Source organism: Rhizobium indigoferae, from assembly GCF_034554815.1.
GTDB lineage: Bacteria > Pseudomonadota > Alphaproteobacteria > Rhizobiales > Rhizobiaceae > Rhizobium > Rhizobium leguminosarum.
The window spans coordinates 4,017,083-4,042,531 of sequence record NZ_CP140635.1; the positions used below are offsets into that span (position 1 = coordinate 4,017,083).

Here is a 25,449-nt window from a genome sequence, read left to right on the forward strand (position 1 = left end):
ATCCAAATCAACTGTTTAATTTTGCTTGCGCTTCGTCCAAAGTGGCCGCCGCTATCACCAGAGAGGGCGGACGTGCATCAGGAAGTAGGACTTATCGCGACGGTCGCCGTCAGTTTCGTTTTCGCGGCGGTCCTGGGCTATGCCGCCGACCGGCTTCGGCTGCCGCCACTGGTCGGTTACCTGATGGCGGGCATCCTGATGGGGCCGTTCACGCCGGGCTTTGTCGCCGATACCGCCCTTGCCAGCCAGCTCGCCGAGATGGGCGTCATTCTTCTGATGTTTGGCGTCGGCCTGCATTTTTCCGCCTCCGACCTGCTTGCCGTGCGCGGCATCGCCGTGCCTGGCGCAATCGGGCGGATTATCCTCGCCACCCTGTTGGGCATCGGCCTTTGCAAACTCTGGGGCTGGAGCCTCGGCGCCGGCATCGTCCTCGGCCTCAGCCTCTCGGTGGCGAGCACCGTCGTGCTCCTGAAGGCGCTGGAGGAGCGCAATCTCGTCAACGCGGCAAGCGGACGCGTCGCCGTCGGCTGGCTGATCGTCGAGGATCTGGTAATGGTGCTGGCGCTGGTGCTGCTGCCGGCGCTGGCAGAGCTTCTGGGTGGCAACGCCGCCGATACGACCAATCACGGCCTCGGCGACCTGCCACTGATGCTGACGATCGGGCTGACGCTGCTGAAGGTGGCGGCTTTCGCCGCCATGGCGATCTTCCTCGGCCCTCGTATTGTGCCCTGGCTGCTGACGATGATCGCCCGCACCGGCTCGCGCGAACTCTTTACGCTGACGGTGCTGGCGATCGCACTCGGCATCGCTTTCGGTTCGGCGGCGATCTTCGGCGTCTCCTTTGCGCTCGGCGCATTTTTCGCCGGCGTTGTCATGAGCGAATCCCAGCTCAGCCACAGGGCGGCGGCCGACTCGCTGCCGTTGCAGAATGCCTTCTCCGTGCTGTTCTTCGTCTCCGTCGGCATGCTCTTCGATCCCTCGATCCTGGTGCGCCAGCCGCTGGCCGTGATCGGCGCACTGGCGCTCGTGATCCTGGGCAAGGGCATCATCACCTTCCTCATTGTCATCCTGCTCAGATATCCGATCAGCATGGGGCTGACATTGGCAGGCGGCCTTGCCCAGATCGGCGAGTTTTCCTTCATCCTCGCCGGTCTCGGCGTCTCACTCGGGCTCCTGCCGCATGAGGGCCAGGATCTGATCCTGGCTGCCGCGATCCTGTCGATCACGCTCAACCCAATCGTGATCTTCGCGACCGACGGCCTGAAGAAATACATCCATTCGAAATGGCCCTCCCTCTGGGAAAGCTACGGCAGGAGCAGGCAGAAGGCACTCGGCAAAGAACTGGAAAAGATCAGGGCGCTCGGCGAAGAACGCGAGCGCCAGCATCAACTGAAGATGCAGCAGCTGATCGAGACGTTCCCGCTGTTCTCCGAGGTCGACGAGGACGCGCAGGAGGAGCTGCTGCTGCTCTTCAAGGCGAAATCCGCACCGCCCGGCGAACGTGTCATCCGCCGCGGCGACCGGGGCGATAGCATGTATTTCATCTCCTCCGGCGCGGTGGAAGTGCGGCTCGCCAGTGGCGCGATCCGCCTGGAGCCAGGCGCCTTTTTCGGGGAAATGGCGCTACTGACCGGCGGACGGCGCACAGCCGACGTCATCGCCGTCGACTTCTGCCAGTTCGAGGTGCTCGAACGGCGCGACTTCAATATGTTCATGTCGCACCATCCACATCTGCGCGCCGCGGTTAGCGAAATGGCCCAGAAGCGAACGGAAATGAACGTCCTGCGTCAGCAATGGGAAAAGTCGATGGACCTGTCCTGACGCAAATACCACCGCATGTCAGCGGCAATCACGCTACCGTGATTGCTTCAGCCCGCCGGCCAATAGCCATCGGAGCGGAAATCCTCCGGGATCGGATCGAGCCGCGACAATGTCTCGGCTGCGAAATCGATCTGCAGCGACAAGTATTTAAGAGATGCCAGCATCGGCACGCCGGTCGCGAATTCCCGGATGCGGGACATGTTATAACCGCTCTCGCTGATCCGCCGCGCAGCCTCCCGGCGCACGTCGTCTTTGCTTGGTCCGAGCCGCTCTTCGGACCAGTCATCCATTTGCGCCGCCTGCCCAAGGCCGCCTTCAATCACTTTGAACATTCTCTTGCCACCCTGCACGTCGACCCAAACTAGCTTGCCGCAGAATGGCCGATTCGCAATCCCGTGAAATCTTGGGAGAGGCGCCTATACCCCGCATCACGAAAATTTTTGGACGGCGGTGGCAGGAAGGACACGGGCGAGCATTTACAGCGCCGCGCACGGCCCCTAAAGCTCTTTTGCACTGCAACAGGAAGGAAACGGAATGCTCCGCAGACTTTACGACTGGACCATGTCTTTGGCCTCGCGCAAATCGGCCGAAGTCTGGCTCGCCGTCATCGCCTTCGTCGAAAGCTCCGTCTTTCTCGTCCCCGCCGATGTACTCTTTCTGCCGATGGCGCTTGCCAAGCCGGAACGCTCCTATCGCTATGCGTTGATTGCAACCGTCGCCTCCGTGCTCGGCGGCATCGCCGGCTGGGCGCTCGGCTATTACGCCTATGAGACGGTCGCGCGGCCGATCCTGGAATTCTACGGCAAGTTCGAAGCCTTCGAGCAGATGAAGGCCTATGTCACCTACGAGTGGATCCTGCTGCTGCTCATCACCTCGGGTCTTGCGCATCTGCCGCCGATCAAGATCGTCACCATCCTGTCCGGCGTCATCCACGTCAATCTGGGGCTTTTCATCGTCTCGGCGATCGTCGCGCGCGGCGCGCGTTTCCTCTTCCTCGCCTGGCTGCTGCGCCGCTACGGCGAGCCGATCCGTGATTTCATCGAAAAGCGGCTCGGCCAGATCGTCGGTATCGGTGCCGCCGCCGTAATCGTGTTATATCCCGCCTACCGCTATCTCGCTCACTAGGCGAGAATGAGTTTTAGCCGAATAGGCCTGAAATCTGATTTCGCATCTCATGCTCTACCAACGTCGCGGAGTTCCGCCATGACTGCCACTTCCTCGCCGCTCGCCCGCCCCGGCTTTATCTATTCCCTGTTGCTCGCCATCGGCATGGCGGCGGCGGTCGCCACCGCGCTCGGCTTCCAGTATATCGGCGGATATATTCCCTGCGCGCTCTGCCTGTTGCAGCGCCAGCCCTATTATTACGCCATCCCGATCGCGATCCTGGCCGCGATATCCGAGCTCGTCGGCCTGCCGAACTGGATCACCCGGGCGCTCATTCTCGCGGCCGGCATGCTGATGCTGGTAACAGCAGGAATGGGTGTTTATCACGCCGGCGTCGAATGGCACTTCTGGCCCGGGCCGGCCACCTGCTCGACGACGGCAAGCAGCATGACGACCAATGCCGGCGATCTGCTTGGTGAGCTCAACACCATCAAGGGCCCGTCCTGCACCGATGCGGCGCTGCGGGTGCTCGGCCTGTCTTTTGCGGGCTGGAATGTGATTGCCGGAATCCTGCTCGCAGCCTTCGCCTTTGTCGGCGTTCGCAAGGCGGCCTCGTAAAATTGTCCAGCAATTCAAAGCACTGCAGCGTCCGTTGGCGTCTGACAGGGCGCGCAACGCGTAGGCCGTTCGATCAGGGCTGCAGTTCGGTATCCCAGTAGAGATAGTCGAGCCAGCTTTCATGCAGATAGTTCGGCGGGAACAGCCGGCCGTTATTGTGCAGATCCTGCACCGTTGGCTGATAGGGCTTCTGCGCCGGAAACATGCCTGCCTGCTTCGGAAGCTTGCTGCCCTTGCGCAGATTGCAGGGCGAGCAGGCTGCCACGACATTTTCCCAGGTGGTCTCGCCGCCATGGGCGCGCGGGGTGACGTGGTCGAAGGTCAGGTCGTCATGGGCGCCGCAATACTGGCACTCGAACCGGTCGCGCAGGAACACGTTGAACCGGGTGAAAGCGGGATTACGGGACGGCTGAACGTAAGTCTTCAGGCACACGACACTCGGAAGACGCATCGAAAAGCTCGGCGAAGAAACCGAATGTTCATATTCTGCTATGATGTTCACACGGTCGAGAAATACCGCCTTGATCGCGTCCTGCCAGGACCACAACGACAAGGGGTAATAACTCAGCGGCCGGTAGTCAGCGTTCAGGACGAGCGCCGGCAGGGCCTGTGGGGAGACTGCAATCGTCAAGGGACTCTCCTGATCGATTCGGCATCTGCACCTGTATATTAGGCCGGTTGTTACAGGATTGTGAAGTCCAATAAATTCAGAGGATAAAGGCAATTTGAAGAGTGTTGCCGATCAGCCGATCGGCACCATGTCACGGCGCATCTTCGTGGCGTAGTAGGCCCAGAAAAGTCGTGCCGCCACCGAGCGCCACGGCGACCAGACTTCCGAAAGCTCAGCAAGCGCCTTCGCCTGCGGCCGTGCCGCAAGACCGAATGCCGCCCCGACGGCATTCTGCAGCGCGACATCGCCGGCCGGGAAAACATCGGCATTTCCGCCGCAAAACATCAGATAGACCTCTGCCGTCCACGGTCCGACGCCCTTCAACGCCGTCAGTTCGCCAAGCGCCTCGCTCGGCGGTTTCAGGCAGAGCCCGGAGAGATCGAGACGGCCGGAGGCGACCGCTTCGGCGATCCGTGACAGCGTCTCGGCCTTGGCGCGCGACAGGCCGAATTCGCGCCATGCCTCGGCGTGAAGCAGTGCGTAACCTTCGGCCGTCAGCGAACCGTCCGCCGGCAGCATGCGCCGCCAGATCTCGTCGGCGCTGGCGCGCGACACCATCTGCGAGACGATGATATGGGCAAGGCCGGCAAAGCCGGGCTCGCGCAATCGCAGCGGAATGGGCCCGGCCTCCGCGACGATCGGCGCAAGGCGCGGATCAAGGCGAAGCAACGCTTCGAGCCCCTGCCTGACATCGTCTTCGTTGCGGATGATCTGCACTTTGCCTCGCAGTGGTTCAAAAACCGAATCCATGGCAGAAGAAAGCATGATCACGAGTGAGCGTCAAAAACCCGTCTTTCGTTTTGCGCCGAGCCCCAACGGACCGCTGCATCTCGGACATGCCCTCTCGGCCCTGCTGAACCGCGACATGGCGGAGGCCGAACAAGGCCGCCTGCTGCTGCGCATCGAGGATATCGACCAGACGCGCTGCACTCCCGAGTTCGAGGCCGGCATCCATAGGGATCTCGAATGGCTTGATATCAGTTGGGAGAGCCCGGTGCGGCGCCAGTCGGAACATTTCCCCGAATATCAGGCGGCGCTGCACACGCTGATCGAGCGCGGGCTGGTCTATCCGGCCTTTCTGACGCGCGGCGAGGTGAAGGCGCGCATCGCTGCCTACGAGGCAGCGGGTGAACCCTGGCCGCGCGATCCCGACGGCACTCCGCATTATCCCGCACATGACCGCGAACGTCCGGCAGACGAATGGCGGGACATGCTGACCTCGGGGAAGAAACATGCCTGGCGGCTCGATATGCGCAAAGCGCTCGACCTGATCGGCGAGCTGCTGTTCTGGACGGAAACCGGCGACGGCAGGACAGGTGAGATCGCCGCCGAGCCCGACGTCTGGGGCGACGTCATCCTGTCGCGCTCGGATGCGCCATCGAGCTATCATCTGTCGGTGGTCATCGACGATGCGCTGCAGGGCGTCACCCACGTCGTGCGTGGGCTCGACCTCTTCCACGCGACATCGGTGCACCGGCTGTTGCAGGTGCTGCTCGGCCTACCGCAGCCGGTCTATCACCATCATCGTCTCGTTCTCGACGCCGACGGCCGCAAGCTTTCGAAAAGCCAAGGCGACAGCGGGCTTGGCGAATTGCGTGCCCGGGGCATGTCAGGGGCGGATGTTCGCCGCCTTGTCGGGCTCTGATTGCCTTTCGACACGCTCTCTGCCGACGATCGAAAGCGTGTGGGAGAACATCCGGAAGACGCGGAACTTGATCAGCGCCGCATTGATCTCCGCGCCGATGATGAAGATGACGCCGACCATGTAGAGGAAGATCAGCACGATCATGACAGAGGCGAGACCGGCATAGGTTGCCGTATAGTTGGCGAAGGTCGCGAGATAATAGGCAAAGATCAGCGCGCCGGCGAGCCAGAGAAGCAGCGTCAGCAAGACGCCGGGAATGACGTCGAAGACCCGTCGCTTGCCGGCCGGCAGCCAGAGATGCATGACCAGCAGTCCGACCGTCAGAACCACCAGCGTGCCATAGATGCGCCAGCTGAAGACGATATCGAGCGTATCGGCAAACAGCGGAAACCACTTCCTGGAATAATCGAGCGCCAGCGGCAGGGCGACGAGCAGAATGCTGATCGCCGTGAAGATGATAACTGCGATCAGCACGTAGCCCAGGCTGGCGAGACGCGTGAAATACCAGGGCCGCGTTTCCTGCACCCGGTAGGCGCGATTGAGCGAGATGCGCAGCGCCTCGACACCGTTCGAGGCGAAATAGGCGGCCGCCAGCACCGAGATCGTCAGCAGCCCGCCGCGCGGAATGGTCAGCACCTGCAGCACCTGGTCGGCAAGCGGCTTGGCGATCGCCTCGGGCCAGGTGTCGAAGATCAGGTGGATGGCGGTCGAGGAAAACTGATCGGCGCCGAGGAAGCTTGCAAGCGCCGTGCCGAAGATCAGGAAGGGAAAAACCGCAAGCAGGCTCGACAGCGCCACGTGACTTGCCATGGCGAAGCCGTCGTCCTCGACCATGTGACAGATCGCGTCATAGATCACGTCGTAGATCGTGCGCAGCACCTTCAGCATTCCGTCTCCGGCTTTCCAGATTGTATCCTCTGGCCGAATATGGGAAACGAGTCCCATTTTGTACAGGAATCATTCCATGGCGGGAGAGCGCACTATCGTCGTGACCGGATGTTCGTCCGGTATCGGCGCTCATTGCGCACGGGCGCTGAAGGCCGATGGTTGGCGGGTCTTCGCGACGGTGCGCAAGCCGGACGATCTCAAGGGGTTGGAAGCGGAAGGCATCGAAACCTTCCTGATGGACTATGCCAGGACCGAGACGATTTCCGACCTGGTCGGCGCAGTTCTGGAACGCAGCGGCGGTCGTATCGACGCGCTCTTCAATAACGGCGCCTACGGCCAGCCGGGCGCCGTCGAGGATCTATCGACGGCAACGCTGCGCGCGCAGTTCGAGGCGAATTTCTTCGGCTGGCACGAGCTGACGCGGCAGGTCATTCCGCCAATGCGCAAACGCGGAGAGGGGAGGATCGTGCAATGTTCGTCGATCCTCGGCATTGTCCCCTATCGCTTTCGCGGCGCCTACACCGCTTCCAAATTCGCGCTGGAAGGTCTCAGCATCACCCTGCGCATGGAGCTGCAGGGCAGTGGCATCCATGTCAGCCTGATCGAGCCGGGACCGATCGCCACGCGGTTCACCGCCAATGCGCTCGCCAAGTTCAAGGAGCATATCGATCTCGAGAATTCGCCGCACGCAGTCGATTACACCAGACAACTGGCGAGACTCGACGGATCGGGGCCGGTCAACCGCCATAAACTCGGCCCGGAAGCGGTCTATTCCGTATTGAAACACGCATTGAACTCGAAAAATCCGAGGCCACATTATCCTGTAACGACTCCGGCTAAGCAGGGCATGTTCCTGAAGCGGCTGCTTCCGGCAGACCTCTTCTACCGCCTGATGCGCTGGACGGACTGACTGAGAAAGCAGAACGCTATGTCCACGGTCACCTATATCCTCGCAATCATCGTCATGGGCGTCGTCGCCCTCGTCCTGATCCGCGGTCTCTTCAACATGATGAAGGGCGGCGATGCCAACCGTTCCAACAAGCTGATGCAGCTTCGTGTGCTGTTGCAGGCGATCGCCGTCGTCCTGATCATGCTGACGCTCTGGCTGACCGGCGGCGGCCGCCCGACCTGACCGGACTTCAAGGGGGAAACCATGGTCAAGCTCAACAAGATCTACACGAAAACAGGCGATGACGGCACGACCGGGCTGGTTTCCGGCCCGCGCCGGCTAAAAGACGATCTGCGCGTCGAGGCCTACGGCACGATCGATGAGGCCAATTCCGCGATCGGCCTGGCGCGGCTGCACACGGCCGGCTTGCCCGAACTCGACGCCATGCTGATGTCGATCCAGAACGATCTCTTCGATCTCGGCGCCGATCTCGCCACCCCTGACACCGGTGAGCCACCGGCCTATGAGCCGCTGCGGATCGCCGAGACGCAGGTCGACCGCGTCGAGCACGATATCGACCTGCTGAACGCCGGGCTGGAGCCGCTGAAATCCTTCATCCTACCAGGCGGCAGCCCGGCTGCCGCCCATCTGCATCTTGCCCGCACGATTGCGCGGCGCGCCGAGCGTTTGATGGTCGCGCTTACCCGCACCGACGGCGAAATCGTCGGCGAGCCGGCGATGAAATACGTCAACCGCCTCTCCGATTTCCTCTTCGTCGCCGCGCGTCATGCAAATGACCAGGGCCATGCGGATGTACTTTGGGTTCCGGGAAAAAACAGATAGGCTTGCCGCGTTCACGATCGCCGGGGGGCCTTTATGTTCATACCACTTCACGATGCCAATACGCTGAAATATATCAAGGTTCAGTGGGTGACGCTCACACTGATCGCGCTGAATATCGCGGTCTGGCTTTTGACCAGCCTGGAGAGCGAACAGGCAGCCCAGGCGACGACCGTCGGGCTCGGCTACATCCCGGCGATTGCCTTCGGCCATGCGATGCTGGCGCAGGGACTCGAAATCGTGCCGGAACCGCTGACCTACCTCACCTATGCCTTCGTCCACACCGGCTTCTGGCATCTGGCCGGCAACATGATCTTCCTCTGGGTCTTCGGCGACAATGTCGAGGATGCGATGGGACATCTGCGCTTCCTGATTTTCTATCTCGTTTGCGCCGCCGCCGGCGCGCTTTGCCACGGCCTGCTGACCATGACCTCGGAAGCGCCGCTGGTCGGCGCATCGGGGGCGGTCTCCGGCGTCGTTGCCGCCTATGTCTTGCTGCATCCACGCGTCAGGGTCTGGGTGCTGGTGTTTTTCCGTGTGCCGTTGCCCCTGCCGGCCTTCGTGCCGCTGCTTCTGTGGATCGGGCAGCAGTTCTTCATGCTGGCGATCGCACCTGACGGCGACGTTTCCTGGGGGGCGCATGTCGGCGGCATCCTTGCCGGGGCTTTCCTGATCCTGGTGTTGCGCCGACCTGGTGTGCCGCTCTTCGACCGGCAGATCGTCACGCCCCGCGCCGTCAGAAACGACACAGGCGCCGGCCCGGCCATCGCAGCCGGCACGGACGGGCGGACGGCACAGCGATTTCCCTGGGGCCGTCGCTGACGACAATATTGACGTGAACGTAAACGTCCATATATTGCCGAGGCAAATTGCCTGTCGGCGTCATGGAAGCGTTGAATTTGGAGGAAAAACGCGTATCCATGTCGCCATTCGACAATCGGAGCGGCGCCCAAGCGCGCATTTTCTAAAAAGCCTCTGAAGCCAGTTTCTCCTGAAGGAAGGACCCCATGAAGATACTCGTCCCAGTCAAACGGGTTGTCGACTACAACGTGAAGATCCGGGTGAAGCCGGATGGCACGGGTGTCGAGCTTGCCAATGTGAAGATGTCGATGAACCCGTTCGACGAGATCTCGGTGGAAGAGGCGTTGCGGCTGAAGGAAGCCGGCAAGGCCGAGGAAGTGGTCGTGGTGTCGATCGGTCCGGCCAAGGCCGAGGAGACGCTGCGCACCGCACTTGCCATGGGCGCCGACCGGGCGATCCTGGTCGAGACCGACGATCAGATCGAGCCGCTCACTGTCGCCAAGATCCTCAAGGCTGTGGCCGATGCCGAACAGCCCGGCCTGATCATCGTCGGCAAGCAGGCGATCGATGACGACAGCAACCAGACCGGCCAGATGCTGGCGGCGCTGATGGGAACTGCCCAGGCGACCTTCGCCTCGAAGATCGAGATCGGCGATGGCAAGGCGCAGGTGACCCGTGAAGTCGATGGCGGCCTGCAGACGATCGAGATCAAGCTGCCGGCGGTCGTCACCACGGATCTGCGCTTGAACGAACCGCGTTATGCCTCGCTGCCGAATATCATGAAGGCGAAGAAGAAGCCGCTCGACAAGAAGAGCCCTGATGATTTCGGCGTGTCGACCACGCCGCGCCTCAAGGTCTTGAAGACCGAGGAGCCGTCGGGCCGCAAGGCCGGCGTCAAGGTCAAGTCGGTCGCCGAACTCATCGACAAGCTCAAAAACGAAGCCGGCGTGCTGTAATCAGGTTGGAACAGGAACCATCATCATGACCATTCTTCTTCTGGCTGACCACGACAATGCAAGCCTGTCCGACCAGACCGCCAAGACGCTGACGGCTGCAACCAAGATCGGCGGCGACGTGCATGTGCTGGTTGCCGGCAAGGCTGCCAAGCCTGCTGCCGATGCGGCTGCCAAGCTTGCCGGCGTCTCCAAGGTGCTGCTCGCCGAAAGCGACGAACTGGCCAACAATCTGGCCGAGCCGCTGGCTGACCTGATCGTCTCGCTGGCGGGAAGCTACGACACGATCATCTCGGCCGCCACCTCGGTCGGCAAGAACGTGCTGCCGCGGGTGGCAGCCCTGCTCGACGTTGCCCAGGTCTCGGAGATCATCGAGGTGATCTCGTCCGATACCTTCAAGCGGCCGATCTATGCCGGCAACGCGATCCAGACGGTGCAGGCGACCGATGCCAAAAAGGTGATCACCGTGCGCACCGCATCCTTCGCCTCTTCGCCGGACGGTGGTTCGGCCACCGTCGAGGCGATCCCGGCGGTTTCCGATCCCGGGCTGTCGACCTTCGTCAGGGACGCGCTGTCGGCCTCCGACCGTCCGGAACTGACGTCTGCGAAGATCATCATCTCCGGCGGCCGGGCACTCGGCTCTGCCGAGAAGTTCAGGGAGGTCATCCTGCCGCTTGCCGACAAGCTCGGTGCTGCCGTCGGCGCATCCCGTGCGGCCGTCGATGCCGGTTATGCGCCGAACGACTGGCAGGTCGGCCAGACCGGCAAGGTGGTGGCGCCGCAGCTCTATATTGCCTGCGGCATTTCAGGCGCCATTCAGCATCTGGCCGGCATGAAGGATTCGAAGGTCATCGTCGCCATCAACAAGGACGAGGAGGCGCCGATCTTCCAGGTCGCCGACTACGGACTGGTCGCCGATCTCTTCGACGCCCTGCCGGAATTGCAAAAGGCGCTGTGACCGCGCCAAATGCTTTTCTTTCGCACTTGCGAATGACTGGAAAATTATCTTTTATCGGGCTACTACTGCTGCCGGGCGATCCTTCGTCCGGCAGTATTGCTAGAAAAATGCGGCGGCGCGGGGGCGAATGCCGTGCGGGGGTTTGGAGATGAATGCGGTGTTGAAGAATATTGGTATTATCGGTGCCGGTCAGATGGGCTGCGGCATCGCGCATGTTTCGGCCGCCGCAGGTTACAGGGTTCACATCTACGATCTCTCGCAGGACCGCATCGAATCTGGCCTTGCCACCATCAACGGCAACCTGGCCCGCCTGGTGACGAACGGCAAGATGACCGAAGAGGAGCGCAAGTCGACCTTGTCGCTCATCACAGGCTCGTCCGATGTCAATGATCTCGCCCCCTCCGATCTCGTCATCGAGGCCGCCACCGAGGATGAAACGGTCAAGCGCAAGATCTATACGCAGGTCTGTCCGGTCCTGAAGCCGGAAGCACTGCTTGCCACCAACACCTCTTCCCTTTCTATCACCCGGCTTGCTGCCGCCACCGACCGCCCCGAGCGCTTCATGGGCATACATTTCATGAACCCGGTGCCGGTGATGAAGCTGGTCGAACTGGTGCGCGGCATCGCGACCGACGAGAAGACCTTTTCCGCCGCCAAGGAATTCGTCGGAACTCTGGAAAAGACCATCACCGTCGCCGAGGATTTCCCTGCCTTCATCGTCAACCGCATCCTGCTGCCGATGATCAACGAAGCGATCTACACGCTCTATGAAGGCGTCGGCACGGTCGACGCCATCGATACGGCGATGAAGCTCGGCGCCAACCACCCGATGGGACCGCTACAGCTTGCCGATTTCATCGGCCTCGACACCTGCCTCTCGATCATGCAGGTGCTGCATGACGGCCTGGCGGATTCGAAATATCGTCCCTGCCCGCTGCTGGTAAAATATGTCGAAGCCGGCTGGCTCGGACGCAAGTCCGGCCGCGGCTTCTATGACTATCGTGGCGAAGTGCCGGTCCCGACGCGGTAAGCGGCCATCACCTGAAAGGGCGAATAGACCGAGCGCCCGCTAAATGCTTTCCTTGCCGGGAACGGGAGGAAACGCCATGTCGACCGAAACACCCATGTTCCTGCTGCAATGCTGCGTCCTTATCGGAATCGCCGGCGTCTTTCTCATGAGAGGAGATGGGGACTCCTGATCAACGTCGTTACGACCCGATCGCACCCTTGATTAGCGCCTTCGCGTCTTCGCTATCCCACGCGGCCGGGCCGTTCATGGCGGAGATCAGGCAGCCCTTGTCGTTGAGCAGCAGCGTCACCGGAAGGCCGAAGGCAAGGCCTTCCTTCTTCAGGCTGTTGAACACGCCGATCGTATTGTCGCGGTAGAGCTGCAGCGAATCGACGCCGGTTTCAGTCAGGAACGTCTTCGGCTTCTCATCGTCGCCGGTGTCGATATTGACCGGCACGACCTGGAACCTGTCGCTACCCATCTCCTTTTCGAGTGCGTTCAGCGCCGGCATTTCCTCGCGGCAGGGCACGCACCAGGTGGCCCAGAGATTGAGAAGCACGGTCTTGCCGGCGAAATGATCGAGCGTCAGCGGCTTGCCATCCGGCCCGTTGAAGGAAACCGCCGTCAGCTTGCGCGGCTCGGTGGCGGCAACCATGGCGGCCACCTGCCCCTTCATGAGCGGTGCCAGATTGGCAGCACGCTCCTTCGCCAGCGCGCATTCGGCCGAAGCGCTGCTGCCGATCCCATTGCCAATCCCCTTCTCCTTCACGTATACCGCTGCCGCACCTGCAACGACACCTGCGACGGCGGCGATTGCGATCAATTTTCCGGACGGCAGGCCGAAGGGTTTTTTCGTCGTCATTTCATTCTCCAGGACGGGCATCTTCCATGGCCGAGAACAACACGGACACCAAATCCTCCAACCAGATGTGGGGTGGGCGCTTCGCCTCCGGCCCGGACGCGATCATGGAGGAGATAAATGCCTCGATCGGTTTCGACAAGAAGCTATTCGCCCAGGACATCCGCGGTTCGATCGCCCACGCGACCATGCTTGCCCATCAGGCGATCATTTCATCAGACGATAAGGACAAGATCGTTCACGGGCTAAACACGATCCTGTCAGAAATCGAAAGCGGCAATTTCGAATTCTCGCGTCAGCTCGAAGACATCCACATGAATGTCGAGGCACGCCTGGCGACGCTGATCGGACCGGCCGCCGGCCGCCTGCACACCGCCCGCTCGCGCAATGATCAGGTGGCGCTCGACTTCCGCCTCTGGGTGAAGGAAGAGCTGCAGAAGACCGAGCAGATGCTGACCGGCCTGATCGCGGCCTTCCTCGACCGCGCCGAAGAACATGCCGAAAGCGTCATGCCGGGCTTCACCCATCTGCAGACCGCCCAGCCCGTTACCTTCGGCCATCACTGCATGGCCTATGTCGAAATGTTCGGCCGCGATCGCTCGCGCGTGCGCCACGCCATCGAGCATCTGGATGAAAGCCCCATCGGCGCCGCAGCCCTTGCCGGCACCGGCTATCCGATCGACCGCCACATGACAGCCAAGGCGCTCGGTTTCCGCGAGCCGACCCGCAACTCCATCGATACGGTCTCCGACCGCGATTTCGCCATCGAATTCCTGTCGATCGCGGCGATTGCGGGCATGCACCTGTCGCGTCTGGCAGAAGAGATCGTCATTTGGTCGACCCCGCAATTCGGATTCGTGCGTCTCTCCGACGCCTTCTCGACCGGCTCGTCGATCATGCCGCAGAAGAAGAATCCGGATGCCGCTGAACTGGTGCGCGCCAAGACCGGCCGCATCAACGGCTCGCTGGTGGCGCTGTTGACGATCATGAAGGGTCTGCCGCTCGCCTATTCCAAGGACATGCAGGAAGACAAGGAACAGGTCTTCGACGCAGCCGAGAGCCTGGAACTGGCAATCGCTGCCATGACCGGCATGGTGCGCGACATGACCATCAACACCGCGCGCATGAAGGCGGCGGCCGGCTCCGGCTATTCGACGGCGACCGATCTTGCCGACTGGCTGGTGCGCGAAGCCGGTCTCCCCTTCCGCGATGCCCATCACGTGACCGGCCGCGCCGTAGCACTCGCCGAAAGCAAGGGCTGCGACCTTGCCGAACTTCCGCTTTCCGATCTGCAGGCGATTCACCCCGACATCACCGACAAGGTCTACGACGTGCTGACCGTCGAGGCCTCGGTCGCCAGCCGCAAGAGCTTCGGCGGCACGGCGCCGTCCGAAGTGCGCAGGCAGATCGCCTTCTGGCGCGCCCGCAACTAAGAGATATCAGGCGTGGCGAAGAGCCGCCACACCCTTCCTGCAGGTGGAAAGACCGTCCAACAATCAGGGTGCACAAGGCGGATAAACTTCGCTATGAAGATGTCCATCATTCGATATGAATGATGCCAGCACATGCCGCAGAAGAGGATATCCATGAACAGCTTGCCGCATCTCATCCGCCTGACGGCGGTTCTCGCCGTCATCGGCCTTGCCGTTGCCGGATGCGGGCGCAAGGGCGACCTCGATCCGCCGAGTGCTGCGGCAACCAAGGAAGGCGACGTTTCCAAGCCGACGAAACAGCCGGGAACTGTCGACAAGCCCTTCCTTCTCGATCCCCTTCTTTAAGGCATAAGCCCGTGAACCATTTCGAGTACCGTGACGGCGTCCTTCATGCCGAGAACGTTCCCGTTCCCGAGATCGCCAAGGCGGTCGGCACACCTTTCTACGTCTATTCCACCGCGACGCTGGAACGCCACTACCGCGTCTTTTCGGAAGCGTTCGCCGACATGGACTCCATGGTCTGTTATGCGATGAAGGCGAATTCGAACCAGGCGGTGCTGAAGACGCTGGGCCGCCTCGGCGCCGGCATCGATGTCGTCTCGGAAGGCGAACTGCGCCGCGCGCTTGCCGCCGATATTCCGGCGAGCCGCATCATGTTCTCAGGTGTCGGCAAGACGCCGTTCGAGATGGATTTTGCGCTTGAGGCCGGCATCTACTGCTTCAACGTCGAATCCGAGCCCGAGCTCGAGATCCTCAATCAGCGCGCCGTCAGCGCGGGCAAGAAAGCGCCGGTCTCCTTCCGCATCAACCCGGATGTCGATGCGAAGACGCATTCCAAGATCTCGACCGGCAAGAAGGAAAACAAGTTCGGCATCTCCTGGGAGCGCGCCCGCGCCATCTATGCCCATGCCGCCAGGCTGCCGGGCATCGAGGTTACCGGCATCGACATGCATATCGGCAGCCAGATCACCGAGCTCCAGCCCTTCGACGATGCCTTCAAGCTGTTGCACGACCTTGTCGCGACGCTCCGCGCCGACGGCCACACCATCCACCACGTCGATATCGGCGGCGGCCTCGGCATCCCCTACAAGGACGACAACAATCCGCCGCCGCTGCCGGATGCCTATGCGGCAATCGTCAAGAACCAGCTGCGCGGCCTGGACTGCAAGATCATCACCGAGCCCGGCCGCCTGATCGTCGGCAATGCCGGCATCCTCGTGACCGAGGTCCTCTATGTGAAGGATGGCGGCGAAAAGACCTTCGTCATCGTCGACGGCGCGATGAACGACCTCATCCGCCCGACGCTCTACGAGGCCTATCACGAGATCCGGCCGGTAACAATTTCAGCGGCCAACGCCCCCCGCATCCGCGCCGACGTGGTCGGCCCCGTTTGCGAGACCGGCGATTATCTGGCGCTCGACCGCGAGATGGCGATGCCGAAGCCCGGCGACCTGATGGCCGTCAGCACTGCCGGCGCCTATGGTGCGGTCCAGGCCGGCACATATAACAGCCGCCTGCTGGTGCCCGAAGTTCTGGTCAGGGGCAGCGATTTCCATACGATTCGACCGCGCAGAACCTATGCCGAACTGATCAGCCTCGATTCCGTTCCGGCCTGGCTCGACTAGCGCATCGGCCCGAAAATCGGACGATTTTCGGAAAGCACGATGCGAGGATTGAAAGAGTTAGAGCGTCCTTTGTGCGTCCGAAAGGACGCACGGCGCTCTAAGCATGTCGCGCAAAAGTGCGCGGCGGTTTTCCGATAACGACATGGGTAAAACAAAGACCTAAAGCGCGCGAAGCAATCCGAAAGATCGCGACGCGCTTTAAGTCGCATCACTTTTTGGCGAATAACCGTGAAAAGCCAGTATTACTGGCCGCTCGCCCTCGCCTTCGCCACAAAGAGTGTTATCCTTTCGTTCATGAGCGTATTGCCCTGCAATCGCCGGAAGCGCCCTCTGTTCCAGAACGCCAGATCGCGGAGACCGGACCGATGACAAGCCCCTCGAGGCAGAAGAAAGGTGCATTTGCGTTCCGGCCCTCGCTTGCCCGGCTGGTGACGACGAAACGCCTGCTGGCGCGCATCGTGCTCTTTTTCGAGCAGCTGCTACCGCCTCTGATGCCGGTACTATCCGTCATCGCCTTTTATCTCTCCGCCTCGTGGTTCGGTCTCTTCCGCAGCGTGCCGGACTGGCTACGCATCCTGCTGCTCATCGCCTTTGCCGGTGCTTTTCTCGTCTCGCTCCTCCCCTTCCGCACCCTGCGCTGGCCGAGGATCGCAGAAGCCGACCGCATGCTGGAGGAGCGCAACGGCCTGCCGCATCAGCCGGTCACCGTCCAGGAAGACGAGCCGGCCTTCGATACGCCCTTCGCCCGAGCGCTCTGGCGCGAGCACCAGACGCGCATGGCCGAAAAGATCGCAGCACTCGATGCCGGACTGCCGCGGCCTGATATCGCCGCGCATGACCGTTTCGCGCTACGCGCCGTCCCGGCGCTGCTGCTCGTCACCGCCTTCGGTTATTCGCTGTCGATCAACGGCGGCTCGATCCGCGACGCATTGCAGGCAGCACCCGAGCAAGTGGTCAGCGATCCGGCGGTGCGCGTCGACGCCTGGGTGACGCCACCTTCCTATACCGGCCGCGCCCCGATCTATCTGACGGCTGACGGCAGCGAGCAGGCGCCGATCGGCATTCCGCAGTTTTCGGGCCTTACCGTACGGGTCAGCGGCGGAAAGACGGCCGAAAAAGTCGTGTTCCGCAAGGCGAACGGCGAGGCGCAGGATATCGCTGTACAGGCGGATACCAAACCGCAGCAGACGGCGGCATCCGGCAGCGAGCAACCGACGGCGGCACCTGCCAGCCAAGCTCTCGTCGCGCAGACGCATATGATGAAGCTCCAGGAGAACGGTGCACTTGAGGTCAACGGCCGGCGCTGGAGCTTCGAGGTGCTCCCCGACAAGGCGCCAGAAATTGCCTTCGACGGCCTGCCGAAGCGCAGCGTCAACGGCGCACTTGAAATCGCCTTCACGGTCAAGGACGATTACGGGGTCCAGGAGGCGCATGCGGAGATCGTTCCCGTCGAAACCGATCCGACGGCAACGCCGCTCTATCCGCTGCCGGAATACCGGCTGGATATTCCCCGCCGCAACGCCCGCGACGCCAAGGGTGTGACCAGCCGGAACCTGACCGAACATCCGCTTGCCGGCAAGCGCGTGCGCATCACGCTCGTCGCCAAGGATGCCGCCGGCCAGACCGGCCGCAGTCCGCCGTATGAGATGGCGCTGCCGTCGCGGCCCTTCAACGAGCCGCTTGCCGCGGCTGTCGCCGAGGAACGGCAGGTTTTCGCGCTCGACACGCGCAAGATGCCGCAGGCGATCGCGCTGAACGAGGCACTGACCATCCGCCCCGAGGAGACGATCCCCAAGCTCACCAACTATCTGCTCTTGGAATCCGCCTTGACGCGCATGAAGCTCGCAAGGGGCGAAGATGCGCTGAAGGATACGGCCCAGTATCTGTGGGAGATCGCCCTCGGCATGGAGGACGGCGATCTTTCGCTGGCTGAGCGCAAGCTGCGTGAGGCCCAGCAGAACCTTGCCGACGCGTTGGATCGCAACGCTCCGGACGCGGAGATCAAGAAGCTGATGGACGAACTGCGCAAGGCGATGCAGGACTATATGACCGAGCTCGCCCAACGCATGCAGAACGCGCCGATGCAGCCGAACCAGAACGCGCAGAATATCCTGCGTCAGCAGGATCTGGAACGGATGATGGACCAGATCGAGAATCTCGCCCGCTCCGGCAATCGTGACGCCGCCCAGCAGATGCTGTCGGAATTGCAGCGGATGATGAACAACCTGCAGGCGGGCCGTCCACAGCGCGGCCAGCAGAGTCAGGAAAACAGCGAGGCCCGCAAGCAGATCGACAAGCTCGGCGAGATCCTGCGCGACCAACAGAAGCTGATGGAACAGACCTTCCGGCTCGACCAGCAGCTCAGGGACCGCATGCAGCGCGGTGAGTCTGATATGGGCGAGAACGATCCGCTGCTCGACGAGATGAACCCCGGAGAGAACGGCGAGCCTCAGGATCAGCAGCAGGGCCAGCAAGGCAAGGAAGGCCAGCAGCCCTCCGACCAGATGACGGCCGAGCAGTTGCGTGAGGCGCTAAAACAGCTGCGCGCCCAGCAGGATGCGCTCGGCAAGCAGCTCGGCGAATTGCAGAAGAGTCTCGGCGAGATGGGCATGAAGCCTGGCCCGGGCTTTGGCCAGGCGCAGCGTGAAATGGAGGGCGCCGGCCGTGAACTCGGCCAGGGCCGCGGCCAACCGGCCGTCGAGGGCCAGGGCCGCGCGTTGGAAGCGCTTCGCCAGGGCGCCCGCGACATGATGAACCAAATGATGCAGGCGCAGCAGGGCCAACAGGGTCAAGGTCCGAACGGCCAGGTTGGCCAGGGCGACCAGAACGGCCGCGACCCACTCGGCCGGCCACGCCGGACCCAAGGGCCGGATTTCGGCGACAACAGCGTGAAGGTGCCCGACGAAATCGACGTTCAGCGGGCGCGAGAAATCCTTGACGCGATCCGGGAAAAGCTCGGCAACAATCCGCCGCAGGAAATGGAACGGCGCTATCTCGAGCGGCTGCTGGACATCCAGTAGCACCGCAACGCGATGGACAGCAGGCGCGTTAGAACAAGATCATTCCAGGCCGAACCGGCCTAAAGCATGTCGCGCAAAAGTGTGCAGCGGTTTTGCGATAACGACTTGCGTAAAAACAAAGACCTAAAGCGCAAGGCGCGAATCTGAAAGATGGCGACGCGCTTTAGAATCTGAATCGTGATCTCAATCAAAGAAATGGAGCATGATTTCGCCCGAAATCACGCTTTTCAGCATCCTGGCTCTAAGCGACAAGCGCTCGGGCGACTGCCTTGCGGATATCGGGAAGCGCGAATGGCTTGGCGACGACGTCGATGATCTTTTCGGCAAGATCGTCGGCCCGTTCGCGCTGCTCGGCATAGCCGGTCATCAGCAGGATTTTCAAGCCAGGAAAAGCGTCTTTTGCCTGATGGGCGAGTTCAATGCCGTCCATCACGGGCATGCGGATATCTGAAAGCAGTAGATCGTAGACCCCGTCTTTGAGCTTCTCCAAGCCCTCGGCCCCATCGGCCGCCTCATCGGTCTCGTGGCCATCAAGCCTAAGGGCCCGGGCTACGAAGGACCGCAGGGAGTCCTCGTCTTCCGTAATCAGAATTCTTGCCATATGTGCATCGCTCCGTATCAGCCCCGCGACGGAAATCACCAGACTTTCCTTTTCGATCGGTAAAGATGACGAAGCGATGGACGAGATGGTTAACAACCCGTCTTGAAGGCAACAGTTCAGGCGTCCCCGGTAACCACGCCGACGAAGGGCAGTTCGCGAAAGGCATAGGCGACATCCATGCCGTAGCCCACGACAAAATAGTCGGGGCATTCGAAGCCGACATAGTCAGCCTCCAGCTTTTCCTTGCGCTTGACGCGCTTGTCGAGCAGCACGGCGATCGTGACGTTGCGCGCGCCACGCTCGAAGAGCAGTTCCTTGGCAAAGAGCAGCGTTCGGCCGGATTCGAGGATATCGTCGATCAGCAGAACGTCGCGGCCATGGACGTCGCTGTCGATATCCTTGACGATGCGCACGCCCTGCGAAACCGTGCCGATGCCGTAACTCGACAGTGTGATGAACTCGACCTCCGGGGCAAGCCCGCTATCATGCAGGGCGCGGATCAGGTCGGCGGCGAAGATGAAGGAGCCCTTCAGCACGGCGATGACGAGCAGGTCCTTGGTCGGGCCATTGGCGATCTCCCGCGCCATCGAATGATTGCGCTCGGCGATCTGCTCGGCGGTGAAGAGCGGCTCGATGTTTTTTCCGCGCACGACAGGCATAGGGGCTTGCTCCATGAAAAGAAGGGTAAGCCGTTAGCACATATGCGAGCCTGAAACAGCCTCGTCGGCTATGAAATTAACGCGATTGGCGCGACCTGTGGCGGGAAAGTCGGCCATTCCATGTCCTGTTACATCTATGGCAGGAAGGAAAGCCGGACCTCCGGCATTTTTCCGCCGGCATGCTGGACGCGAGCCGAGAAGCCCCGGCTCTGGCCGCTATAGATCACATCCGCCGGCGGGTTGATGACGATGCTTGCGGTCAGCCGCTCGTCGGTCACGAGATCGGCACGGATCGGATGCACCGTCTGCGTCGTGCCGCTCTCGTTTTCGATGATGCCGTTGATGACGAGAACGCGCATGCCGTTCGCATCACGCGGCGTCACCGTGACATGGGTGAAATGCAGCGGCGCTCCGGAATAGGCTCGCTCGCCGGAAAGGCCGGAAAAACCACCTGCAAGCCCGAAGACGAGCACGACGAGCGCCAACACCAGCGCTGCGAAGCTCCGCATCGACGCGCGCTGCAGCCAGGATTCCACTGTCCTCAGAACGGAAGCAGCCATAGCCGGCATCAGCGCCGGCTGTGCGGCCTGTGCGGCAGCCATGCGCTTGCGGTTGTCGTTATAACTCCTTGCATTGAATTCCCTGGGCCGCACTTTGCCGAGGGTAACGAATTCGGCGTCGGAGATATCGGCAGGTCGCGCCGAGCGGTACTGGCGGTTGGCGGGTTCCGGCGGCAGGAAATCATAGGCCTGGCCCGGCGTCCGGCGACTGAAGGAGGATGCTTCCATGGTGGCTGCCTCGCAGATGTCCACATGGTTTCGTTGCCAGGAGAAATCTGGCATTGAAACGAATCCTGCTCAGTCGTAAATTTTAATGGTTAATGCTTCGCAAAGATCGCCATCAAACGGGCGTCTTTCCAGCAAAATTTACCGGCTGTTAACGGTGTTGGTTAACAAGTCGTGCGGTGAAACCCACAACAGACTGAGCTGCCCGTTGATCCACTTCGAGAATGTCGGTTTGCGCTATGGCATGGGCCCGGAAATCCTCCGGGACCTGACCTTCGACATTCCGAAGAAATCCTTTCAGTTCCTGACCGGCCCATCGGGCGCCGGCAAGACGTCGCTACTGCGGATGCTTTTCATGTCGCTGCAGCCGACACGCGGCCTGATCCGCATGTTCGGGCGCGATATTTCCGAAATCCCCCGCCCCGAACTGCCGCTTCTGCGCCGCCGCGTCGGCATCGTCTTCCAGGATTTCCGCCTCCTCGACCATCTCACAACCTATGAGAATGTCGCTTTGCCCTTACGGGTACGTGGCAAGGATGAGAGCTCCTACAAGACCGATGTCCTGGAACTGTTGAAATGGGTCGGCCTTGGCGAACGCATCAATGTGTTGCCGCCCGTGCTCTCCGGCGGCGAGAAGCAGCGCGCCGCAATCGCCCGGGCGCTGATGGACCGGCCGGAAGTGCTGCTGGCCGACGAACCCACAGGCAATGTCGATCCGCCGATGGCCAAGCGCCTGCTCAATCTTTTCCTCGAGCTGAACCGCCTCGGCACGGCGGTCGTGATCGCCACCCATGACCTGGCGCTGATGGAACAGGTGGAAGCCCGCCGCATGATCCTCTCAGAGGGGCATCTCGATATCTATGACTGAGCCCCCGTCCAGAAACCCCGAGAAGGCGTCGGCCAAGATCCAGCAGAAGCGGCCGGAACTGCGCGTGCGTCCGACCGCGCCGATCCTGCCGCCTTCCAACATCCAGGGCAGTGCATTGATGGTGGTGATATCAATCATGGCCTTTCTCGCCTGCCTGACGCTCGGCGGCGTCAGCATGGTGCGCTCGACGGCGGCAAGTTGGGAGAGCCAGATCTCCCGCGAGATCACCATTCAGATCAAGCCGGACGACAATCTCGACATGGAGAAGGCGCTGACCCAGGCGCGCGACCTGGCGCTGACCTTTGTCGGCACCAAGAGCGGCCAGATCGTCGACGAGGCGGCGACCGCTCGCCTGCTCGAACCCTGGCTCGGCCCCGGTCTCGATCTCAAGGATCTGCCCGTTCCCCGTCTCGTCATCATTACCATCGACGAGAGCAATCCGCCGGATTTCGATTCGATGCGAGCGCTGCTCAAGGACAGTATCCCGCAGGCCAGCCTCGACGATCACCGCACCTGGGTCGACCGGCTGGTGTCCATGGCGCACACGACTGTGATGATCGGCACCGGCATCCTGCTCCTGGTTTTCACGGCGATGGTGCTTACCGTCGTCTTCGCTACGCGCGGCGCGTTGTCGGGCAATCGTCACGTCGTTGAAGTGCTGCATTTCGTCGGCGCCGAAAGCTCCTTCGTCGCCACCGAATTCCAGAAGCATTTCCTGAAGATCAGCCTGAAGGGCTCGGCGATCGGCAGCGCGCTTGCCGCTCTCTTCTTCGCCACCGCCGGTTTCTGGCAGAGCCGCACCCTCGCCACCCCGGAAACGGACCAGGCGACCGCGCTTTTCGGCACCTTCTCCGTCGGCGTGCTCGGTTATGCCGGCATCTTCGCAACGATGATTGTCATCGCGCTCCTCACCACCTTCACCGCGCGGCTGACCGTCATGCGGACGATCTACGAAATCGATACACTGCGCTCGGACCCGACACGCACCGACGGCATCGGAAGTTGATCGTGACCGGGCCGTTTTGCCATGAAAGCGTCTGTTCTGCGCCGCAATCAGCGTATAATCACGATTCATGACCATGGGACATACGACACCCAACCCGATTCATCAGGGCCCGGAGCTTGATCGCCCGGTGGGTCTGCCGCCGCGGCGCGGGCCGATCCGCCGCCTGCTGCGCTGGGGCGGCTTTGCCTGCCTGCTGGCAATCGCCCTGGTGTTCGGCGGTTTTCTGCGTTTTGCCGATTCGGTGACGACGCTCCGGCCGCCGGCCGAGCCGAAGGCGGATGCGATCGTCGTCCTGACGGGTGGCTACCAGCGCATCGACCAGGCCGTGGAGCTGTTGCAGAAGGGTGCCGGCAAACGCTTGCTCATTTCCGGCGTCCACCCGACGACGACACCGGCACAGATCCGCAAGATGACGCAAGGCTCGGCCGATCTCTTCTCCTGCTGTGTCGATATCGGCTACGATGCGATCGACACGATCGGCAATGCCGAGGAGGCTTCGAACTGGATCCACGCCAAGGGATACCGGAGCGTTCTGATCGTCACCAACAATTACCACATGCCGCGAAGCCTCGCCGAACTCTCCTATGTCGATCCCGACATCGAGTTCATCGCTTATCCCGTGGTCAATTCGGATTTGAAGAGCAGCAACTGGTTCACCGACCCGAATGCGATGCGCGTCATGCTTGCCGAATATGCGAAAGTGCTGCTGGCCGGCGCCCGCAACATCACCGGCTTCGGCCGCCACACCGGGCTGCGCTCGGCAAATGCGTCCGGTCAGCAATAGAGCCGCGCGTCCGATAGGACATGCGCAATCTTTTGCGTTTGCGCAATTCCGGACGCAAACCGCTGCGCACTTTTGCTGGAATTGCTCTAGGCTTTTACATCAGGGCGTCATCAAATGCTTTTTATGACCGGCAATATCGTGTAGGCCGGTCGCGTGAGCATGCCTCGGGAAAGTTTCATGATCGCCCTGCGTTCCGTTCTCTTCAACACGATCTTCTATGCCAACCTAATCATCCGGATGATCGTGCTCTCACCCTACTATTTCGCGGTGCCGCGCAAGATCGCCTATGCGATCCCGAAGAACTGGGCGCGCTCCAACCACTGGCTGATGCGAGTGATCGTCGGCACCACCTTCGAGATCGAGGGCCTGGAGAACCTGCCTGAAGGCAGTTATATCCTGGCGCCGAAGCACCAGTCTTTCTGGGATACCTACGCGCTGCTGCCCTGGTTGAAGGATCCCGTCTACATCCTGAAGCGCGAACTGATGTGGATTCCGCTCTTCGGCTGGTATGCGAAGAAACAGCGCATGATCCCGGTCGATCGCGGCGCCCGCGGCAAGGTGATGGTGGAGGTGCTGAAACGCACGAAGCAGGAGCTTTCGACCGGCCGCCAGCTCATCATCTATCCCGAGGGCACCCGCCGCCCGCCGGGCGCGGAGCCGGTCTATAAATACGGCATCGCCCGCATGTACCGCGACCTTAACCTCCCCGTCGTGCCGGTCGCCATGCATCCCGGTCTCTTCTGGCCGCGGCGGAGCATTCGTCGTTATCCCGGTCATTTCAAAGTGAGAATCCTGCCGCCGATCATGCCGGGAATGGATCCGGACGCCTTCTTCGCCCATCTGATCGAGATATCGGAGCGAGCAAGCGACGAGCTTCTGCTCGAAACCGTCGAACGAAATCCGCATCTGCCGCTCCCGCCGACGGCGATAGAAAGGCTGGCGGAGCTGCGAAAATTGAACGCTGCGACGGCCTGAGATTGCAGCGCCACGCGTCTCTTCGAGAGCCGCAAGGGATCCTGCAGCACTTTGAATGGCTGCATAACTCCTTAAATCGATACCGATTTAAGGAGTTATGCAGACGGCGCGCAGCCGCTCCACTTCGTTGACGACCTGCTCCAGCCAATGGTCGCGAATGCCCATCTCTTTCAGATGCGTCAGCGTATTGAAGACATAGGCATCATTCGGACCTGACTGGCCTTCTGCTTCGTTCACCACCCGTGCCGCCGCAACCGCATCCAGCGCGCCGGCATATTGCTCATGATCACGATCGATGATGTAGGCGACCGCTTCCACTCGGCGCCGGCCGGCAAGCTGCAGCCGGACCCGGCGTTCCATGTAGACATTGGTGACCAGCTCGCGGGCGCGAAGATAATCGATCACCTCATCCCATTTTTCAGGCGAAATGCGGAAAGCCATGCCACGGCAGGCGCCCCCCCTGTCGAGGCCGAGAACCAGGCCCGGATTGTCGCGGGTGCCGCGATGGACAAAGGAGCGGACACAAAGCGAACGCCTGTAGCCGTAGACCAGGGCCTCTGCCCGCTCCATGAACTCGAAGCCCGGATTCCACATCAGCGAACCGTAGCCAAACACCCAAAATTCGTCCATATCGCACG

The 25,449-nt window shown here is 61.6% G+C and carries 28 protein-coding genes; 19 read left to right on the top strand and 9 right to left on the bottom strand.

Annotated elements, in window-relative coordinates; all coding sequences use genetic code 11:
• Window positions 1–72: 72 nt before the first annotated feature.
• Complete coding sequence (locus U5G49_RS19810; RefSeq protein ID WP_018243766.1) at window positions 73–1,821, top strand: cation:proton antiporter domain-containing protein; 1,749 nt, start codon at window positions 73–75, stop codon at window positions 1,819–1,821.
• Between the two features lie 47 nt (window positions 1,822–1,868).
• Here the strand turns inward: U5G49_RS19810 and U5G49_RS19815 are convergent, their stop codons facing one another.
• The gene (locus U5G49_RS19815) at window positions 1,869–2,153 is read right to left on the bottom strand and encodes a hypothetical protein (protein WP_047623053.1); all 285 of its coding nucleotides are present in this window, start codon (window positions 2,151–2,153) and stop codon (window positions 1,869–1,871) included.
• Window positions 2,154–2,355: 202 nt separating this feature from the next.
• Here U5G49_RS19815 and U5G49_RS19820 point away from each other — a divergent pair, with 202 nt between their 5' ends.
• Entirely contained in the window at window positions 2,356–2,946 is a 591-nt protein-coding gene (locus tag U5G49_RS19820; protein ID WP_193444673.1) for a YqaA family protein, read from the top strand.
• A 78-nt stretch (window positions 2,947–3,024) separates the two neighbouring features.
• Window positions 3,025–3,543, top strand: a complete 519-nt coding sequence (locus U5G49_RS19825; RefSeq protein ID WP_193444672.1) for a disulfide bond formation protein B — start codon at window positions 3,025–3,027, stop codon at window positions 3,541–3,543.
• A gap of 73 nt (window positions 3,544–3,616) precedes the next feature.
• Here U5G49_RS19825 and U5G49_RS19830 read toward each other — a convergent pair whose 3' ends face one another.
• Together U5G49_RS19830 and U5G49_RS19835 are read right to left on the bottom strand one after the other, a co-directional pair.
• Window positions 3,617–4,174 (bottom strand): HNH endonuclease, encoded by a 558-nt coding sequence (locus U5G49_RS19830; RefSeq protein ID WP_011653702.1) that lies wholly within the window; start codon window positions 4,172–4,174, stop codon window positions 3,617–3,619.
• A gap of 111 nt (window positions 4,175–4,285) precedes the next feature.
• The gene (locus U5G49_RS19835) at window positions 4,286–4,978 is read right to left on the bottom strand and encodes a DNA-3-methyladenine glycosylase family protein (protein ID WP_193444688.1); all 693 of its coding nucleotides are present in this window, start codon (window positions 4,976–4,978) and stop codon (window positions 4,286–4,288) included.
• Here U5G49_RS19835 and gluQRS point away from each other — a divergent pair.
• Window positions 4,977–5,858: a tRNA glutamyl-Q(34) synthetase GluQRS gene (gene gluQRS, locus U5G49_RS19840; RefSeq protein WP_193444671.1), complete on the top strand. Its 882-nt coding sequence runs from the start codon at window positions 4,977–4,979 to the stop codon at window positions 5,856–5,858. The two genes, U5G49_RS19835 and gluQRS, sit on opposite strands and share 2 nt — an antisense overlap.
• On the opposite strand, the gene U5G49_RS19845 is transcribed toward gluQRS, so the two are convergent.
• On the bottom strand, window positions 5,823–6,746 hold the full coding sequence (locus U5G49_RS19845; protein ID WP_018243772.1) for a YihY/virulence factor BrkB family protein: 924 nt from the start codon (window positions 6,744–6,746) through the stop codon (window positions 5,823–5,825). The two genes, gluQRS and U5G49_RS19845, sit on opposite strands and share 36 nt — an antisense overlap.
• Window positions 6,747–6,822: 76 nt before the next feature.
• Here U5G49_RS19845 and U5G49_RS19850 point away from each other — a divergent pair, with 76 nt between their 5' ends.
• From U5G49_RS19850 to U5G49_RS19880, 7 genes are all read left to right on the top strand, one after another.
• Window positions 6,823–7,656 carry an SDR family oxidoreductase gene (locus U5G49_RS19850; RefSeq protein ID WP_193444670.1) on the top strand — a complete coding sequence of 278 codons (834 nt, stop codon included), beginning with the start codon at window positions 6,823–6,825 and terminating at the stop codon, window positions 7,654–7,656.
• A gap of 18 nt (window positions 7,657–7,674) precedes the next feature.
• Window positions 7,675–7,878, top strand: coding sequence for a twin transmembrane helix small protein (locus U5G49_RS19855; protein WP_018243774.1), 204 nt, complete (start codon window positions 7,675–7,677; stop codon window positions 7,876–7,878).
• A 21-nt stretch (window positions 7,879–7,899) separates the two neighbouring features.
• The gene (locus U5G49_RS19860; RefSeq protein WP_193444669.1) at window positions 7,900–8,478 is read left to right on the top strand and encodes a cob(I)yrinic acid a,c-diamide adenosyltransferase; all 579 of its coding nucleotides are present in this window, start codon (window positions 7,900–7,902) and stop codon (window positions 8,476–8,478) included.
• Window positions 8,479–8,511: 33 nt separating this feature from the next.
• Entirely contained in the window at window positions 8,512–9,297 is a 786-nt protein-coding gene (locus U5G49_RS19865; protein ID WP_113543129.1) for a rhomboid family intramembrane serine protease, read from the top strand.
• Window positions 9,298–9,482: 185 nt separating this feature from the next.
• On the top strand, window positions 9,483–10,232 hold the full coding sequence (locus U5G49_RS19870; protein ID WP_193444668.1) for an electron transfer flavoprotein subunit beta/FixA family protein: 750 nt from the start codon (window positions 9,483–9,485) through the stop codon (window positions 10,230–10,232).
• A 25-nt stretch (window positions 10,233–10,257) separates the two neighbouring features.
• Complete coding sequence (locus U5G49_RS19875; protein WP_193444667.1) at window positions 10,258–11,187, top strand: electron transfer flavoprotein subunit alpha/FixB family protein; 930 nt, start codon at window positions 10,258–10,260, stop codon at window positions 11,185–11,187.
• A gap of 148 nt (window positions 11,188–11,335) precedes the next feature.
• Window positions 11,336–12,217 carry a 3-hydroxybutyryl-CoA dehydrogenase gene (locus U5G49_RS19880; protein ID WP_003543296.1) on the top strand — a complete coding sequence of 294 codons (882 nt, stop codon included), beginning with the start codon at window positions 11,336–11,338 and terminating at the stop codon, window positions 12,215–12,217.
• A gap of 178 nt (window positions 12,218–12,395) precedes the next feature.
• Here U5G49_RS19880 and tlpA read toward each other — a convergent pair whose 3' ends face one another.
• Entirely contained in the window at window positions 12,396–13,058 is a 663-nt protein-coding gene (tlpA, locus tag U5G49_RS19885) for a thiol:disulfide interchange protein TlpA (RefSeq protein WP_193444666.1), read from the bottom strand.
• A 26-nt stretch (window positions 13,059–13,084) separates the two neighbouring features.
• On the opposite strand from tlpA, the gene argH reads away from it, so the two are divergent.
• From argH to U5G49_RS19905, 4 genes are all read left to right on the top strand, one after another.
• A complete protein-coding gene (gene argH, locus U5G49_RS19890) occupies window positions 13,085–14,488 on the top strand; it encodes an argininosuccinate lyase (protein WP_018448101.1) in 1,404 nt (467 codons plus the stop codon).
• 132 nt (window positions 14,489–14,620) lie between these two features.
• Window positions 14,621–14,833: an LPS translocon maturation chaperone LptM gene (gene lptM, locus U5G49_RS19895; RefSeq protein ID WP_113543674.1), complete on the top strand. Its 213-nt coding sequence runs from the start codon at window positions 14,621–14,623 to the stop codon at window positions 14,831–14,833.
• A gap of 11 nt (window positions 14,834–14,844) precedes the next feature.
• Window positions 14,845–16,113, top strand: a complete 1,269-nt coding sequence (lysA, locus tag U5G49_RS19900) for a diaminopimelate decarboxylase (RefSeq protein ID WP_193444665.1) — start codon at window positions 14,845–14,847, stop codon at window positions 16,111–16,113.
• Between the two features lie 365 nt (window positions 16,114–16,478).
• Complete coding sequence (locus U5G49_RS19905) at window positions 16,479–19,133, top strand: TIGR02302 family protein (protein WP_193444664.1); 2,655 nt, start codon at window positions 16,479–16,481, stop codon at window positions 19,131–19,133.
• A 241-nt stretch (window positions 19,134–19,374) separates the two neighbouring features.
• Here U5G49_RS19905 and U5G49_RS19910 read toward each other — a convergent pair whose 3' ends face one another.
• The 3 genes from U5G49_RS19910 to U5G49_RS19920 all read right to left on the bottom strand — a co-directional run bounded on the left by U5G49_RS19910 (window position 19,375) and on the right by U5G49_RS19920 (window position 21,181).
• A complete protein-coding gene (locus U5G49_RS19910) occupies window positions 19,375–19,734 on the bottom strand; it encodes a response regulator (RefSeq protein ID WP_003543311.1) in 360 nt (119 codons plus the stop codon).
• Between the two features lie 116 nt (window positions 19,735–19,850).
• Window positions 19,851–20,393: a hypoxanthine phosphoribosyltransferase gene (hpt, locus tag U5G49_RS19915; RefSeq protein WP_003567049.1), complete on the bottom strand. Its 543-nt coding sequence runs from the start codon at window positions 20,391–20,393 to the stop codon at window positions 19,851–19,853.
• Between the two features lie 134 nt (window positions 20,394–20,527).
• Window positions 20,528–21,181, bottom strand: a complete 654-nt coding sequence (locus U5G49_RS19920; protein ID WP_113543717.1) for a hypothetical protein — start codon at window positions 21,179–21,181, stop codon at window positions 20,528–20,530.
• A 205-nt stretch (window positions 21,182–21,386) separates the two neighbouring features.
• On the opposite strand from U5G49_RS19920, the gene ftsE reads away from it, so the two are divergent.
• The 4 genes from ftsE to U5G49_RS19940 all read left to right on the top strand — a co-directional run bounded on the left by ftsE (window position 21,387) and on the right by U5G49_RS19940 (window position 24,811).
• Window positions 21,387–22,046: a cell division ATP-binding protein FtsE gene (gene ftsE, locus U5G49_RS19925; RefSeq protein ID WP_003543317.1), complete on the top strand. Its 660-nt coding sequence runs from the start codon at window positions 21,387–21,389 to the stop codon at window positions 22,044–22,046.
• The gene (locus U5G49_RS19930) at window positions 22,039–23,052 is read left to right on the top strand and encodes a cell division protein FtsX (protein ID WP_018243786.1); all 1,014 of its coding nucleotides are present in this window, start codon (window positions 22,039–22,041) and stop codon (window positions 23,050–23,052) included. The genes ftsE and U5G49_RS19930 overlap by 8 nt, the downstream gene beginning before the upstream one ends.
• Before the next feature lie 73 nt (window positions 23,053–23,125).
• Window positions 23,126–23,836: a YdcF family protein gene (locus U5G49_RS19935; protein WP_018243787.1), complete on the top strand. Its 711-nt coding sequence runs from the start codon at window positions 23,126–23,128 to the stop codon at window positions 23,834–23,836.
• 177 nt (window positions 23,837–24,013) lie between these two features.
• A complete protein-coding gene (locus U5G49_RS19940; protein WP_193444663.1) occupies window positions 24,014–24,811 on the top strand; it encodes a lysophospholipid acyltransferase family protein in 798 nt (265 codons plus the stop codon).
• A gap of 87 nt (window positions 24,812–24,898) precedes the next feature.
• Here the strand turns inward: U5G49_RS19940 and U5G49_RS19945 are convergent, their stop codons facing one another.
• Window positions 24,899–25,441 (bottom strand): gamma-glutamylcyclotransferase, encoded by a 543-nt coding sequence (locus U5G49_RS19945; RefSeq protein ID WP_193444662.1) that lies wholly within the window; start codon window positions 25,439–25,441, stop codon window positions 24,899–24,901.
• Between the last annotated feature and the right edge of the window lie 8 nt (window positions 25,442–25,449).